Source organism: Paenibacillus sp. P4_E11 (assembly GCF_056401635.1).
In genome coordinates this window covers 18,372-33,854 of sequence record NZ_JBFUIX010000072.1, presented here as the reverse complement: position 1 = coordinate 33,854, position 15,483 = coordinate 18,372, and the positions used below count along the sequence as shown (strand labels likewise).

General features: G+C 46.9%; 17 protein-coding genes. 2 read left to right on the top strand and 15 right to left on the bottom strand.

Going from position 1 to position 15,483, the window contains the following annotated elements; translation table 11 throughout:
- Positions 1-47: 47 nt before the first annotated feature.
- The gene (locus AC1DWB_RS23490) at positions 48-305 is read right to left on the bottom strand and encodes a hypothetical protein (RefSeq protein WP_477543520.1); all 258 of its coding nucleotides are present in this window, start codon (positions 303-305) and stop codon (positions 48-50) included.
- 117 nt (positions 306-422) lie between these two features.
- Between AC1DWB_RS23490 and AC1DWB_RS23485 the strand changes: the two genes are divergently transcribed.
- Positions 423-884 (top strand): N-acetyltransferase, encoded by a 462-nt coding sequence (locus tag AC1DWB_RS23485; RefSeq protein WP_477543519.1) that lies wholly within the window; start codon positions 423-425, stop codon positions 882-884.
- A 98-nt stretch (positions 885-982) separates the two neighbouring features.
- Here AC1DWB_RS23485 and AC1DWB_RS23480 read toward each other — a convergent pair whose 3' ends face one another.
- From AC1DWB_RS23480 to AC1DWB_RS23430, 11 genes are all read right to left on the bottom strand, one after another.
- Positions 983-1,177: a GNAT family N-acetyltransferase gene (locus tag AC1DWB_RS23480; RefSeq protein WP_477543518.1), complete on the bottom strand. Its 195-nt coding sequence runs from the start codon at positions 1,175-1,177 to the stop codon at positions 983-985.
- A gap of 52 nt (positions 1,178-1,229) precedes the next feature.
- On the bottom strand, positions 1,230-1,904 hold the full coding sequence (locus tag AC1DWB_RS23475; protein WP_477543517.1) for a GrpB family protein: 675 nt from the start codon (positions 1,902-1,904) through the stop codon (positions 1,230-1,232).
- Positions 1,905-1,958: 54 nt separating this feature from the next.
- Entirely contained in the window at positions 1,959-2,282 is a 324-nt protein-coding gene (locus tag AC1DWB_RS23470) for a low molecular weight protein tyrosine phosphatase family protein (RefSeq protein WP_477543524.1), read from the bottom strand.
- A gap of 47 nt (positions 2,283-2,329) precedes the next feature.
- Positions 2,330-3,139 (bottom strand): imm11 family protein, encoded by an 810-nt coding sequence (locus AC1DWB_RS23465; RefSeq protein ID WP_477543516.1) that lies wholly within the window; start codon positions 3,137-3,139, stop codon positions 2,330-2,332.
- Between the two features lie 179 nt (positions 3,140-3,318).
- Complete coding sequence (locus tag AC1DWB_RS23460) at positions 3,319-4,590, bottom strand: tetratricopeptide repeat protein (protein WP_477543515.1); 1,272 nt, start codon at positions 4,588-4,590, stop codon at positions 3,319-3,321.
- 16 nt (positions 4,591-4,606) lie between these two features.
- Entirely contained in the window at positions 4,607-6,334 is a 1,728-nt protein-coding gene (locus AC1DWB_RS23455) for an Hsp70 family protein (protein WP_477543514.1), read from the bottom strand.
- Between the two features lie 25 nt (positions 6,335-6,359).
- Entirely contained in the window at positions 6,360-7,133 is a 774-nt protein-coding gene (gene grpE, locus AC1DWB_RS23450; protein ID WP_477543513.1) for a nucleotide exchange factor GrpE, read from the bottom strand.
- A 75-nt stretch (positions 7,134-7,208) separates the two neighbouring features.
- Positions 7,209-8,702, bottom strand: a complete 1,494-nt coding sequence (locus AC1DWB_RS23445) for an AAA family ATPase (RefSeq protein ID WP_477543512.1) — start codon at positions 8,700-8,702, stop codon at positions 7,209-7,211.
- A gap of 5 nt (positions 8,703-8,707) precedes the next feature.
- Positions 8,708-10,477, bottom strand: coding sequence for a CFI-box-CTERM domain-containing protein (locus AC1DWB_RS23440; RefSeq protein ID WP_477543511.1), 1,770 nt, complete (start codon positions 10,475-10,477; stop codon positions 8,708-8,710).
- Between the two features lie 164 nt (positions 10,478-10,641).
- Positions 10,642-11,004, bottom strand: coding sequence for a substrate-binding domain-containing protein (locus AC1DWB_RS23435; RefSeq protein WP_477543510.1), 363 nt, complete (start codon positions 11,002-11,004; stop codon positions 10,642-10,644).
- A 39-nt stretch (positions 11,005-11,043) separates the two neighbouring features.
- On the bottom strand, positions 11,044-11,211 hold the full coding sequence (locus AC1DWB_RS23430) for a hypothetical protein (protein ID WP_477543509.1): 168 nt from the start codon (positions 11,209-11,211) through the stop codon (positions 11,044-11,046).
- 166 nt (positions 11,212-11,377) lie between these two features.
- Between AC1DWB_RS23430 and AC1DWB_RS23425 the strand changes: the two genes are divergently transcribed.
- Positions 11,378-11,926 (top strand): DoxX family membrane protein, encoded by a 549-nt coding sequence (locus AC1DWB_RS23425; RefSeq protein WP_477543523.1) that lies wholly within the window; start codon positions 11,378-11,380, stop codon positions 11,924-11,926.
- A 63-nt stretch (positions 11,927-11,989) separates the two neighbouring features.
- Here the strand turns inward: AC1DWB_RS23425 and AC1DWB_RS23420 are convergent, their stop codons facing one another.
- The 3 genes from AC1DWB_RS23420 to fumC all read right to left on the bottom strand — a co-directional run bounded on the left by AC1DWB_RS23420 (position 11,990) and on the right by fumC (position 15,174).
- A complete protein-coding gene (locus AC1DWB_RS23420) occupies positions 11,990-12,505 on the bottom strand; it encodes a DUF1003 domain-containing protein (protein WP_477543508.1) in 516 nt (171 codons plus the stop codon).
- A 47-nt stretch (positions 12,506-12,552) separates the two neighbouring features.
- The gene (locus AC1DWB_RS23415) at positions 12,553-13,656 is read right to left on the bottom strand and encodes a substrate-binding domain-containing protein (RefSeq protein WP_477543507.1); all 1,104 of its coding nucleotides are present in this window, start codon (positions 13,654-13,656) and stop codon (positions 12,553-12,555) included.
- 129 nt (positions 13,657-13,785) lie between these two features.
- Entirely contained in the window at positions 13,786-15,174 is a 1,389-nt protein-coding gene (fumC, locus tag AC1DWB_RS23410) for a class II fumarate hydratase (protein WP_477543506.1), read from the bottom strand.
- Between the last annotated feature and the right edge of the window lie 309 nt (positions 15,175-15,483).

Sequence of the window (15,483 nt, the reverse complement as noted above, 5' to 3'; positions counted from 1 at the left end):
GCACAAGTGTTCTATTGTAATATTTTTCAAGTAAATTGGATTCATTATTACAACCAATACAAGACTAATCCCTTAACGACAATAAACATCAGCACCATCAACAATCCGACACCTGCTACGAAAATACCAACACCCACTAATTGTCTCTTAAAGCCCTTCCCAGGATCTGACACTGAGCTGGTGATCAGATAGCAGATCAAGATCAGAATCAGGAGGCGGAACAGCCCGCCCATCTGGATATAGAAAGAAGCCGCAAATAGCAGAGCACCTGTCCATAATTTAAGCCATACCTCTTTTCGGTTCATTCATGCATTCCTTTCCAAAACTATTACTTTGCGAGGATCCCGATAATTTGAGTTGTATTTTAATTCATTATTATGTATATTTATTACATTATTTTTTTCCGGARGTGCACATAGACTATGTATCAAATTAGAAAAGCCACCATGAACGATACTCCTATGATGTATAAGTTGATTAATACTTACGCTGATGAAGGAAAGCTGCTCCACCGCACTCTTAGCTCCATCTATGAGAATCTGCAGTGCTTTTATGTTGCCGAGCATGAGGGCGAAATTGTTGGTACTGTAAGCCTTCATATCCTGGATAAAGACCTTGCAGAAGTCCGGTCGCTCACCGTTTCTTCGGAGCATTTTGGCATGGGGATCGGTAAAAGATTGGTTACGGTTGTAATCAATGCAACTCATTCTCTCGGGGTTGAAACTTTACTGTCTCTCACGTATCAAGTTGAGTTCTTCGAGAAGTGCGGATTCACACTTGTCGATAAGAGCAAATTGCCTATGTCGAAGGTCTGGAAAGATTGCATGCATTGTTCCAGATTCTCTAATTGTGATGAGAACGCTATGATTATTGCGTGTATGTGATTATTGACCATACGCTGACAAGCGGCCAGACCAAGGGGACTACTGGCTTCGAAGCATCAATAGATGACTAGAGCTAGCTATGCCTCCTTGGGTTTGCATTACATACTCTTCAATTCCTTACTCATCACATACCAGCTATCTACCCTCCCCACACCCCTTCCCCTGTATTCCGGTAGAACAGAGATACGTCCCATGCACATGTAATCCTCTATGTAGTAATATTGCGCAGATCCGATGGGTTCGCTATCATGATAGACTAGTATTGCTCCGCCACGTGCAGCTGTCTTGTTCATGATGTCTTCAACTGTCTCCCTCAACGCACCGGATTCTAGGAATAACTTCCATTCATATTCTTTGAAACGACTTCCTCATCACATTATGGACGATTTTCATTTCATCAGATTCGGCTTCTTTTATCAAAAGATTCATGATGTCCCCTCCGCTTATGATGAATTCCACCAAATGGTCCCTCTTACAGATCCCCGTATGTTGAGGCGTCCACCCTGTCCCTTGACTCCATTTGCTGGCTCTCTTCATAATCTCCCAGATGATAGGCTCCTTCTCTTCCACATACTTCTCTCGCTCATTCCCGAACAATTCTATCAAAGCATATTTCGTCTGAGCATAATACTCGCAATCCTCAGGGTGCTCTCTCAAGTAATCTCTGAACAAGAGGGCGAATTGTTCCGCCCAGCTTCCGTGCGCTCGGACATGAATATGCTTTCTGCTGCTACCGGGGATCTCTCGAAAATAACGCTTCGTAAGATCGGGATTGCTAACTCTGTGAATATAACCGATCTGCTGGAGAAATGGTCGATATAGCTCCATAGGCTCTAGATGCTGGACGGATACTTGAATATCAATGATCGGCTTGGCAGCTAGCCCCGGTACTGCAGTTGAACCGATATGGTCGATTCTGATCGCCGTTGATCCTAGAGCTTGTCGGATCACGCTACCGATTCGATGAAATTGCAGCGACCACTCCGCTTGATAGGGTACGACAATGATAGGCTCTGCCATTTTGTGCTCCTTGTAGGGTTTGAAATGTTGTAACATGAAAATCTGTCCTGCTTGTCAGATCTCGATGTACTCCGATACTCTATACTCCAGAATCTCCATTAACTCTTCATCCATGAACTTGTAGTTATCAGGCACATCCAGGCAGATCACTCGCTTGTTCCTGATTACTGCCTGGAATCGATCCTGCAATCGTTTTAAATGTTTCTTTTCCATCACAAATACGATATCCGCCCAACCAATGTGGCCTTCGGTGACCTTGATTCGGGCATTCTCTTCAGTTCCGGCTGATCGGACTTCATATCCGTTGCGCCCGTTAAACATCTTCTCCGCGGTTAGACTTCTCCACTTATTGCGACTGCAAATGAACAGTAGTTTGATCGGTACCACCTTCCTAATTCAGGGATTAAACTTTCGATACACGGTTGTTATTCAGACATAACCCCCCATGTTAACCCTAAATGAATGGGTGGAATGTAAATGGGAACCATCCAGTGATAGCTTCCATCTAGCAGTAGTATGCCGGACTCCCTTCTCCCCTTCTTATCCAATCTCATAGCATGTTTACCGCTATACACCGTCATTCTCTCATTATCAACCAAATAAGCAGCCTTCTTATAGTCAAATGTTTGGATTAATGAACGGTCTACTTCCGCAATCATCGCTTCATACTTTTTTTCTTTCTCCTGCCAACTAAACTCGGAGTCCCACTCCTCCACAAATTGGAATCCGATGAGATTCAAATGCTCGACTCTTTTCTTAAATGCATCGGAAACAAAAATTCGCGAGTTATACACTTTGTGGGTTTCATGATTGTAGGCTTTAAATAAATGCTCGTCGGCAACATGACCTTGGATGAATGCAATGTTACTATAATCAGGCACAGTGTGATTGTTCATTCTAGAGTTAGCTCCATCGATGCAGTCTATCACTTTCAAGACATTCATAATGTAATATGTCGTGTCGGAATACAGTATCGGTAAAAACTCAACATGCTTCACTTGTAATTCCTTCACGACCTGGACAACCTTATCACTTACATACAAGGCTCCTCTACAACTGCCCGGACAATCAGAYGCCCTCCCACTTCCTTCGGCATTCATAAGGGGAGGCTCCCAATCCTTCATAAGACTCTCCCCATTAAAATAATTCCAAGAATAATACTTGCGAAAATCATCTTGATTATTGAACTGCAGCCTCATTAAACCCGGGTATGTATCCATCCACCAAATTTTCATTATGAGTACGCTCCTTCGGAAATGGTTTGAGTACCTATAAATTCGCGATTATCCCGATATTTCCTTTTTATGTATTTAACGGACCAACAAAAAAAGACTATACCCGACGGGTAGAGTCCCTTACGATTAATTCCGGTTTCTTTCCAGTCCAGTTTGCCTATGCAATGACTCTTGGCGTTTCATGGCGCTGGTGATCTAAGCTTATTTTGCTGCAGGATTTGTATCGCTTCTCGGGCTGTCCATTCCTTTGGATATTTCAGAATAATCTGTTCAAGTACAGATTTAGCTTCTACTAGCTCGTTGGTTTGCAGAGAAGTGATAGCCTTCTGTAGCATCAAATCGTCCATATAAGGTGATTGCTTATAGTGTTCACCCTGCTCACCTAAGAATTGCTCCACATAACCATTTGCTTCCTGCGTCCTTCCAAGACTTTTAAGCCCTTCAATCAACAAATACATCGTATCATCGGAATAGTATTCGTTAGGGCTCAGCCTCAGGCTATCCTTAAGGGAAACAAGAGCTTGTTCATATTCTTTGTTGTTATACTGAGCCCTCCCTTTCCGATAACTGGATAATGCGGCTTGCTCTTGTAACCGTGTTGGATCTATACCAGAAGTCGTGAGTAATTCCTGAAGGCTCTCCAACTTGGAAGATGTCACCTTGGCTGCGACAAGCTCGGAGTTCAATCTGGATATTTGCGACTCTTGCTGCTGCAGACGGTCGTCCCTTTGTTTCAGTTGAACAACTGCAGACGAATCGACCACAGGTTGGTCCTGCATGAGGGTCACTTGGGGCACGATAGCAAGTGGAGGCTGACTATCATCGGCCTGCCGTGAAAGGCTAATCCCCGTAATCGTACTACCCATCAACAAGATTCCTAAGCAACACGCCGCTATAATCCACCTCTTCTTCCCTCTCTGCAGGGTTACGGTTTCTGTCTCCCTTAACCTTGCAACTAGAACCCGGATCTCAGGTGCTTGTTGGACATAAGCAGGAGCCGTTAGCAAATGTTTCCTAATCTTTGACACAGCCGCACGGTTTATTTGTAAAAACAAATAATAACCTTGATAACAAACTACAGGAAGAGCATGGCTGTCGCCTCTTTCAAACAGCTCCTCCCACCGCTTATCCGCATCAATATAACGGTTCTCCCTACTTAGTTCCACAGCCGCATTATACATGGTGTAGAGTGCTTCGTAATCCGGTAGCGAATCGCGGACTTGCTGAATCCAATCCTCCGGAATCCGAAGCTGTTCAGGGGTCATCCTCTCCCATCTCGCTATAGCTAGATGAGGGTACCCTGTTAATACCTCAAGCATGCCCAATAGACGAGTAAGCTCTGGATTGTAAATCTGGTGCTGTAGCAATCGTTCTACTTCCAACCTCGCAGCATCCAAGTTGCCGTTCCTTAAATCATCCTGCAGATGGTCCAAGTTGTTTATCTTATCCATTATCCATTATCCTCTATCAGACGACTTCTATTAACAAATCAGTCAACTCTTCTTCATATTTCGATACAAGTGCCTGGTCTTGATTCAATACGGCCTGCTTTAAGTTTGCAATCATGGACTCCATCTTCTGCCGTTCGGCACCACTTAAGTCATCCATTACCTTCTCAGCCCGATTCAAGACGGCCTTCACACTCTGATACAGCTCCGATTGTTCGAACACTTTCTCCATCTTCTGTTTGGCTTCATCTAACTGGTGCTCGTTCATAACACCCGCCCCCGTAATCACCGCACTCATTTTCCTGCCCGTACTGACAATTAAGGCTTCGACCGTAAGAATTCCATTAATGTTGTATTGAAACGTGACCTTAATCTCCTGACCCGCCGCACCTTCCGGAAGATCTGGCAAGCCCACTTCTCCGAGAAAATGATTGTTAGCAGCATACATATCATCCCCTTGATAGACTCGGACTGTCACAACTTCTTGATTGTCGTAAATGGTATAATAAGTGGCGCTTTGTGTGATCGGAATCGTCATATTCCTTTCAATAATGCGATCGAAATAACCATGTACAAGCTGATCGCCAATATTACGGCTAATCTCAACTCCTAATGTATAGGGACATACATCCGTGATCATCAGTCCGTCATTGGAAGCAATCTCTCCGCTCTTGATACCTCCCTGTACGGCTGCACCAAGTGCAACGKCTTCATCCGGGTTGATATCCTTTCTTGGAACCTTTCCGAATTTCCGGGTAACCATCTCCTGAATAAAAGGGATCCGGGTAGATCCCCCCACTAGCAGGACCTCACTGATATTGTCCGTCGTTAATCCGGCATCCCCCAGAGCCCGATCGACTTCATCCATCGTGGAGGCAGCCATTTCCCCAATTAGCCTTTCAAATTGCGAACGGGTAATTTCCAGATTCACGCTGACTGGAGAGCCGTTTTTCATGGCAATAAAGGGGATGTCGATATACGCTGATGGTGCACCGGATAACACTTTCTTGATCTTCTCCGCTTCCAACTTCAACATATTTTTGCGTTTTTGAATTTCAATGTTGGTGCCTTCCTGCAGGAGATCGACGTGATTGCTCTTCTTAAACTCACTAACGATCCAATTCACCACAACATTGTCGAAATCCATACCGCCCAAGTTATTGTTACCTGCACTAGATTTGACTTCCAACACACCGTCGAACATCTCAACGACCGAGACGTCAAATGTTCCACCCCCAAGATCATAGACAAGGATATGTCCATCTTGCCCCATATTATCCATACCGAAGGAAATGGCAGCAGCCGTTGGCTCATTCAAGATCCGCTCCACCTTCATGCCTGCTAACTCCCCAGCCCGTTGGGTAGCCTTCCTCTGACCATCCGTGAAATACGCCGGAACTGTAATGACAGCTTCCGTCACCGTTACGCCCAATATCTCTTCCGCGGTTTTCTTCAAGTCTTTCAAGATCATCGCCGATATTTCTTCCGGTCTGAATTCGGTGTCACCAAGGGAGACCAACTGATCGGTTCCCATCAAACGTTTAACTTCCAGTACGGTTCTATCAGGCATACTGATCAAGCTGTTCTTCGCCTGATCCCCTACAACAATAGTGCCATTTAGAGCTATATGCACAATGGAAGGTGTCGTTCTGAAGCCTGCACGGTTCTCGAGAATAACTGGCTTACCGTTCTTCAGTACAGCTACCGCCGAGTTTGTAGTACCCAAATCGATTCCAATGGTTGTCATATCTATCTCCTCCATATCAATCTACTTAATAGACGGTAATTACTTTCGCTTTGCGAATAAGTTCCCGGGTTTCTCGCAATAAGAACCCTCTCTGGGTTACAGCATATACCGCATACTTAGGCAGCTCTCGTTCAATTTCATTCGGACTGACTGAACCGATCCCCTCCATGATGCTGCCGTCGAACAGCAATCCATCAACAGAGAGTTCTTCCAACCCATAGTACGTCAGAAGCGTGAGAGCTTTATTCACAACTTGCTCTGTATTTTGAAGCCACGCTTGATCCCCTTGCGCTTCGGCAGAGGCTCGAATCAAATCTAGTAAATCAAAGAGTTCAAGCAAAGCATCTATGTACTTTTGAATCAGTTGCTTTGCCTGCTGGGACTCATCTTGCATATGCTTTTGCCGTGATTCGGACAGTTCTCCCGACAGCTTCTCAACAAGTTGAATCGTTTCCTGCATCATTTTGAAATTAGCACGATTGCCTTTAGTCACTTGCTCTTTAATCGCAGATATTTCCGGTACGAATTCGACGGGTTGGGCAATACTCTCGATTAACTGTTTAATATCAATTCGTTTGACTTCCTTGTTGAACATGTCATAGGTCGCTTTATCCACTTTCATATCTCCTTTTGCAAGTTCCGTGATCATCCCGCCGCTTTTCTTCTCCAACAGAACTCGAACGTTCTCGATTTCGGCACGCCACGAAGAATCTATCCCCTTGTATCTCTTGCATTGCTCCAGCCATAAGGAGAACAAGCCTGCTGTGAGATGGGAGAACAGAAACAGATCCCCCCTCAAAAACCAATGACGTCCAGCAGTTCGATAAACAACTGCTCCTGATGTGGCACGGTTGAAAATACTAGTTTTTGTTGCTTAGCGAACGGATTCATCCTTTGAAACCACGATTGCTCCATCTCTTAATCCCCGTGTCTGATGTATAGAGGGCCGGCCTGTCAGCCCTGCTAATGCTGCTCTCACAATGACAACGTCAATCAGGTCTAGATTGACATTGTCCCTGCCACTCTCCACAACGGCACTTGCTTTCTTCATGATCATTTGTTCGATCAGATTTCGGACTAACCGAGCATTTCCATGCGTACTTGGATGCAGGGCAATTTCATTCTGAATTCCGCGTTTCACCTCAACACGGGCGTCATCAGTTAATTGGAATTGACGCTTGACCAACATATAATCCATAATGGATACCATCTCTTGCAAGGTATAGTCTACGAATTCAATTTGATTATTGAACCGGGAATGCAGTCCAGGATTGGACTTCAGAAATTGCTTCATTTCCGCCGGATATCCCGCTAGAATCACAACAAGATTATTCCGTCTGTCCTCCATTTCCTTGACTAGCGTATCCACGGCCTCGACTCCAAAATCTTGCTGAACGGAACGTGTCAACGAATAGGCCTCGTCAATAAATRAAATACCGTCCTTCGCCTCCGTAATCTTCTTCATGGTCTTAACCGCGGTTTGTCCAACATATTCGGCCACTAACTCAGAACGGTCGACTTCTACAACATGGCCTCTTTTGAGAACACCAAGCGATTTTAGAATACGCCCCAACGTTCGCGCTACCGTCGTCTTTCCAGTACCGGGATTACCGCTGAATACCATATGTAAGCTAACCGCTTCCTGCTTAAACCCGTTTTCCTTGCGGAGACGGCTGAATTCCACCCAGTTGGAAACATCCTTTATCTTGCCTTTCACTTCGTTCAACCCTATCATTTCTTCCAATTCCTGCATGGCTTGCTCAAGTGTAACTTCCATCTCCTGATTTGTTGAACGTATAAGACCCGCTAACTTCATGTCACCATACATTCGTTCGCTAAACGACTGCAGCGCATCCGTTGACTCCCTCAGGTTGGGGTCTTCCGAAGCCACTTGTGCCGCATATTTGATCCGCAACAATTGACTGGCTAGTGCGACTGCGTTGTCTGGAGATACCTGAGCCATATTATATTCAGCATCCTTGGACACATTCAGTTGATACAATTGAAGACTGGAGTGCGCGTACTGGAGATAATGATTGCTATTCCAATGTTCAAAGGATATAGCAGCCAGCCTTTCTCTTATAGCTGCCTCCCAATTTCTATTCTTCTCATGTAAGCATGCCATATGAGTGCTGCACTCGGCGAGAAAGGATTGAATTCGCAACCTGCAATCGGTTAGCTCTTGAAGTAATGATGTATCCTTTGTAGATGCTCCCTCACGTACCTCTTCGAGCTTGGACAACAACCTGACAATACGCAACATGTTATGTTCTACTTGAAGCCCCTGAGGTTCTGATAGCGCTTGATGCATCTCTCTCATGAGCAGATGAAAGGACTCCTGAATCCGTTGTATCCGATTCGAACTCAATCCGCTTACTTCCTCTCACGCTGATTTGGATGCATAGTGGCTACGTCATAGTTACGCTCCAATCTTCTCAGGATCCGATAGACGATCAATCTGACAGAACGCTTCAACCCTTCAGACCGCGCTACAATGCTGGCTAATACAGGGCCAATCCGGTAATATACATGAATWAAGGCGCGGCCCGTGAACGACTTACTCAGTACCTTGTCCCTCCAAAGCCTCAATACATCCAGTTCTTCAACAAGCGGTGAACCGTAGGCGGCAGTGGCTACAAAGCAAGAGGAACTAGAACTTGTGCTTGAGCCCGAACTCCTATTGACGCTAGAAGTAGAAGACGTACTGTTGTGTTGACGGTCGTGCTCCCTTGCATCTGACAAAAGGCCGTCAAACAGAGTAGTATTCAGTTGATAAAGCCTTACATAGTCTTTCTTAAGCTTGACCAAGGAATGAATGATATCTTTCGTGTACGAGTTAGATAATTCATCCATTATGTCTTCGAAGTATTGATCCCGTTCTTCTTGGGATATATTGTCGGTTATCAAAAGCGCGGCTAATCGCTTAAGAGCATTCACTATATCTGGATCGGACTTCAGCTTGTTATACTGGCTGTCCATCTCTTGATACTCTTTGGCAACATCCAGAAACTTCTGAAGATATTCCTTTCTTTGCTCATATAGATGGGGATAGTTAACGATCATCCTTCGAATCGAACGAATAATGCTATCCGGCTCATACTTGGCGGCCATGTACAGATTCTCAAATGCTTTCTCGTCATAAGTCTCGAACTCTTCTTCCGAAACCTCGTCTCCGAAAAGAAAGACAGCATAAGATTTCCTTACCCATTCCGAAATATCCGCATCTTCTCGCAATAGCTCGTATTCCTCATAGACGGGCTTATTCTCAGCTGTCGCCGCATGCAGCTTACGAATTGCCTCATTATCTGGATCTAATTGCACGGCACGTTCCGTTAAGAACACGGCCCATTTATAGAGCTTGTATTCGAATAGCTCGTAAGCAAATTTACTGTATCGTTCAGCGACGTATAGCTTCTCGTCCGGATGAATTTCTATGAGTCGTTCAATTTGCTTCAGCGTGGATTCAATACCCTTCACATTTTTATCAAATACTTCAAGCTGAAGCAGTTTGAACAAGTAAACAAATGTTGAAAAATCTTCTTCTTTCCTGGTTTTTATGACTTGTCCTATGGTTTGCCTAGCTTCTTCACTTCGATCTATCTTATGCAATAAATCTACTAGATCAAATACCGCATCAATATTCTCAGCATCCAGTCGGCAGGCTTGCTTCATATAATCAACTGCTTCATCGTAACGTTCCAAATTTTCAAGTACAGCCCCCATGTTATAGTGATACAAGGAGTTGTTAGGTTCGAGTTGCAATAGTTTTTGATATTGAGTCAGAGCCTTATTATTCTCACCGGAGTAATATAAGGCCAATGCGTAGTAATTTCTAACATTATTTATTTTGGGTTCGATCAGCAATATCTTCTTATAATGGTGAATGGCTGTCTCGTAATCTGCCTGTTCTGCTGCAGCAAGACCCTTCTGCAAATGGTGCTCAATCTCTTCCCCATATTCGGACATGGTGTCATATTCGTTTCGTGATTTGGGATCCTTAAGCGTTTCGAACGCTTGTCGGATCTGTTTGAATTCTTCGGGAAACTGGTCAGGGGGAAATTGCCTTAATTTTTTCACATACGCTTTTTTTATGTCCGTCTCGGTTGCAGAACTGTCGATGTCTAGAATCTCATATAAATCCATTGTCCCCACACCTCATTGATGATAGTTAGAAACCACTACTTAATAACTATATTAAAAGTACCACATTTTTCAATATTCCGGTATATTTCAATATTTTATGCGTATATTTTGTCGAAATATAGTACAAAAGAAGTCTTGAGAGACTATTATTCATAAAAAAAAGACTATACCCGACGGGTAGAGTCCCTTACGATTAATTCCGGTTCAAAAATAAATTGCGACTGCAGCAAGGACTTGCCTTCAACCAGGTCTACGATCCAATTCGCTGCCATCTCGCCCATCAGGGCTTTCGGATGCGTCAAGGTCGTGAGCTTGACTTCGGCGGACGTGGCCAGCGGGGAGTCGTCGAAGCCGACCAGCGACACATACTCCGGCACACGCAACCCGGCATGGCGAATCGCGTCCAGCAGCCTGACCGCCAACTCGTCGTTGTAGCAGACGAAGGCGGTTGGTCGTGGTTCTGCTCGCAGCATGGCGAGAGCCGCTTCATACGGTACGCTCTCCTTCGTCTCGGTCGTGTAGTGCACGACGGCTTCGGGCAGCAGCCTTGAACAATCCCGCCAATCTTAGGAGCCGAGCCCGATCAGATGTTCGGCCCCCTGAAGGTACCCGTCTTTATCATCCACCTTCAGGACGGAGTCAATCATCTCTGCATAGCGTTCGAGGATCATCACGCCGGACTTCTGCAGCAGCGCCTCCAGCCCATCTAGCTTCGGCAGAAGCTGGTGACCCACCTACACCACACCCGCGATATGCATCACTGTTGGAAACCTATCGATAGAGCTTTGAGATCCAATTTTATCCTTTACACCTTCTAAAAATGTAGTATATGATTAATGAAAATAAATCATTGGAGCTGATCTATTGACAATCAAAGAGGAGTTAAAAGGTAAAAACATCATGATTCCCGAAAACCCTGTATCTAATTTCTTCTTTAATAATACGAGATCTGGCCTAATTTGGTTAATTATTCGACTTTATTTAGGTTATGCTTGGATAAACGCGGGATGGCACAAAGTTACTAACGACAAGTGGGTTGGAGACAATGCCGGAACGGCACTGACTGGATTTATTAAGGGGGCATTAGGAAAAGCGGCGGATGGAAAGGACGTAACAGGATGGTATGCGTCATTTCTGGAACAAATGGTACTTCCGAATACAAAGGTATTCTCATACTTCGTTGCATTCGGTGAGCTACTCGTCGGTCTTGGCCTAATTCTTGGCTTATTGACTGGCATAGCAGCCTTTTTCGGTGCATTCATGAATGCGAGCTTCCTCTTCGCAGGAACCTTGAGTACAAACCCATTGTTGTTCATACTTGCAACCTGGATTGTGCTGGGCTGGAAAGTGGCTGGATGGTACGGGCTAGACAGGTGGGCGTTGCCTCTCCTTGGTACACCATGGAATTTCCGAAATCGGAATAAGAGTGATCAACCAGTTTCATCATAATTTAAGATTTGATAAAAGCGAGTTGGCTTCCTTTTGGACCTGCTCGCTTTTTTTATTGTTCCATTACTTCTCTTTTAATAACTTTTTAATGTCCATTAATTCGTTAATGACTTGATTTCTAAAAGTAGCGAAATCGGATTCAAGTCTGTGTAAATGACCCTGCATATCATCAATTTCTTGTTCAGCTTTATAATTGATAGCAAAATCAATGACGGATTCTTTTTTATCTCTTACAGCTTGCCTGTTTTGGCTCATCATAATTATAGGCGCTTGAAATCCCGCAAGGAAAGATAGGACTAGATTCAGTAGTATAAATGGGGCTTCATCAAAATGTAATACTTTAGTAAAAGACAAGGAGTTGATAATGATCCATGCAACAAGAACTGTAAAGAAAAATAGGATAAAGCTCCAACTACCACCAAATGAAGCAATCCGATCAGCCAATTTTTCCGACCATTTGGTTGATTTTACATACTCTTCATTTATATGTGTGTGAATGTGTTTCTCGAATTCCTCGACCAACCGATTGATTCTTTTGTCATAATCCTTTATATCTTTCGAAAGATCTTCTTGAACCATTCACTTATTCCGTCCTTCCGACATCAGATTGCTATATCATAAAAAGACTATACCCGACGGGTAGAGTCCCTTACGATTAATTCCGGTTCAAAAACAAATTGCGACTGCGGTAAGGACTTGCCTTCAACCAGGTCCACGATCCAATTCGCGGCCATCTCACCCATCAGGGCCTTCGGATGCGTCAAGGTCGTGAGCTTGACTTCGGCGGCCGTGGCCACCGGGGAGTCGTCGAAGCCGACCAGCGACACATGCTCCGGCACGCGCAACTCGGCATGGCGAATCGCGTCCAGCAGCCTAACCGCCAACTCGTCGTTGTAGCAGACGAAGGCGGTTGGTCGCGGTTCTGCTCGCAGCATGGCGAGAGCCGCTTCATACGGCCCGCTCTCCTTCGTCTCGGTCGTGTAGTGCACGACGGCCTCCGGCTGCAGCGGGAGCCCATGGACTTCATGAGCGCGAAGGAACCCCTTCAGCCGGTTCACGCCTTGCAGGTCATCCATCTTGAACAATCCCGCCAATCTTCGGTGCCCGAGCCCGATCAGATGCTCGGTCGCCTTGAAGGTCCCTGCTTCATCGTCCACTTGCAGGACGGGGTCCTGCATCTCTGCGTAGCGTTCGTGGATCATCACGTACGGAATCTGCTTATGGTGCAAGGCCGAATACAGCCCAGCGTTCGGATTGCCTTCTGCGCTTCGAGTTGGCTCGATGATCAGCCCGCTCAGTGGCTGGCTCATCATCATCTCGAGACTTTCGCGCTCCTTGTGCTTATCGTTATCCGTGCTGGACAACAGCATGCGGTATCCCCGGCTGCGCAGGGTTGCCTCCGCTCCGCGTACGATATGCGGGAAAATATAGTCGGAGATGTAGGTCGTGATAACCCCGATCGTCTGGACGTCCTGTGGCGCAGCCTGATCTGTAGACAGACCGGGAACGGAGACGAAAGTACCCTTTCCTTGTACCCGATAGATCCGGCCCTCTTGTTCCAATTCGCCGAAAGTCTGACGGACTGTCTGGCGGCTCATTCCGTATTGCTCGGCGATTTCGTGCTCGGTTGGCATTTGGTCGCCCGCTCGAAAACGGTCAGACTCGAACCAGGTAATAATTTCACGCTTCAACTGCATGTATTTGGGCGTTGCTTTCGGTTCGGAGGACATAATCGATTCGGCACCTCATGGTTGGTCATATCAGGTTGCTTGTCTCTCAAGTAACCATGTTAGCAACCATTATAGCATCGAGCTCGGTTGTATGTACAATCAGTAACTCAGTTAGCAGGCACGCTGTCGTTACGCCTTCGGATAGACCATATCCTCCGGCCGCACAGCGGCATCGAACTGCTCAGCCGTCAACAGACCGCTCGCGATTGCCGCTTCCCGAAGGGTTAGCTTCTCGCGATGCGCAGTCTTCGCGATCTTGGCGGCGTTCTCGTAGCCGATATGCGGGTTGAGCGCTGTGACCAGCATGAGTGATTCGTCGAGGTAGCGACGAATCACTTCGCGGTCAGGCTCCATGCCGGCGAAGCAGTTCCGATGGAACGAGTCGACCGCATCCGCCAGCAGGCGAACCGACTGCAAGAAGGCATTGATGATGACCGGCTTGAACACGTTCAACTCGAAGTTGCCTTGGCTGGCGGCAAAGCCGATGGTAGCATCGTTGCCCATCACCTGGCAGGCGACCATCGTCATCGCCTCGCTCTGCGTTGGGTTGACCTTGCCCGGCATGATCGAGCTGCCTGGCTCGTTCTCCGGGATTGTCAGCTCGCCGATGCCGCAGCGCGGTCCGCTCGCAAGCCAGCGCACGTCGTTCGCGATCTTCATCAGATCGGCCGCGAGCGCCTTCAGTGCGCCGTGCGCGAACACGAGCTGATCATGGCTCGTCAACGCGTGGAACTTGTTCGCCGCTGTGACGAACGGCTGCCCCGTCTCGCGGGCCAGCTCTTGCGCTGCCGCCTCCCCGAACCTGGGATGGGCGTTCAGCCCTGTGCCGACGGCAGTACCGCCGACGGCCAGCTCGAGTATGTAGCTCAGGCTGAGGCGGATCATCGCGCCGGACTTCTGCAGCATCGCGTGCCAGCCGCTTACCTCCTGCCCGAGCGTGAGCGGCGTGGCGTCCTGCAGGTGCGTCCGCCCAATCTTGACGATGTCGGCGAACGCCTCCATCTTGCTCCGCATCGTCTCCTCCAGCTCGCCCAGCGCTGGCAGCAGCCGCTGCTCAATCGCCAACACCCCCGCGATATGCATCGCCGTCGGGAACGTATCGTTGGAGCTCTGCGATCGATTGACATCGTCGTTCGGATGGATACGCACCGCGCTCCCGGCCGATTCCAGCCCTTGATTGGCGAGCCGAGCGATCACTTCGTTCACGTTCATGTTCGTCTGCGTGCCGCTGCCGGTCTGCCACACCACAAGCGGGAACTGTTCGTCCCACTTGCCTTGCGCCACCTCATCGGCCGCGGCGACAATGGCCTTCGCCTTCTCCGTCTCCAGCTTGCCTAGCTCGGCGTTAGCCCTTGCCGCAGCTTTCTTCAATAGCGCAAGCGCATGGATGACCTCAATCGGCATCCGCTCCGTGCCGATACGGAAGTTATTGCGGCTGCGCTCCGTCTGGGCGCCCCACAGCTTGTCTGCAGGCACTCGCACTTCGCCCATCGTGTCATGTTCAATCCGATAGTCCATCCCTGAATCCCTCCAGCAATAAGGTTGATTCCCATAGATTACCCTAATAGGGGTGAGGTCAAACTTCATTTAATATCCCGATTGGTGAAGCGAGAAATTGACGAAACATAGATTAAGAATAACCTCTACAAGTGGCCTCTTCGAATTCCGGAATGCTGCGAAAGTACAAGATTTTCGCCCCCCTACCTGTCTAAGGCAGCATTTGGATGCAAACCGATCAAAAATCATGTACTTTTGCAGAATTCTTGCGAATCATCTCCATAAATTATTCTTATTTTCACAAAAAACCGATGAGCCCCGCTCACCGGT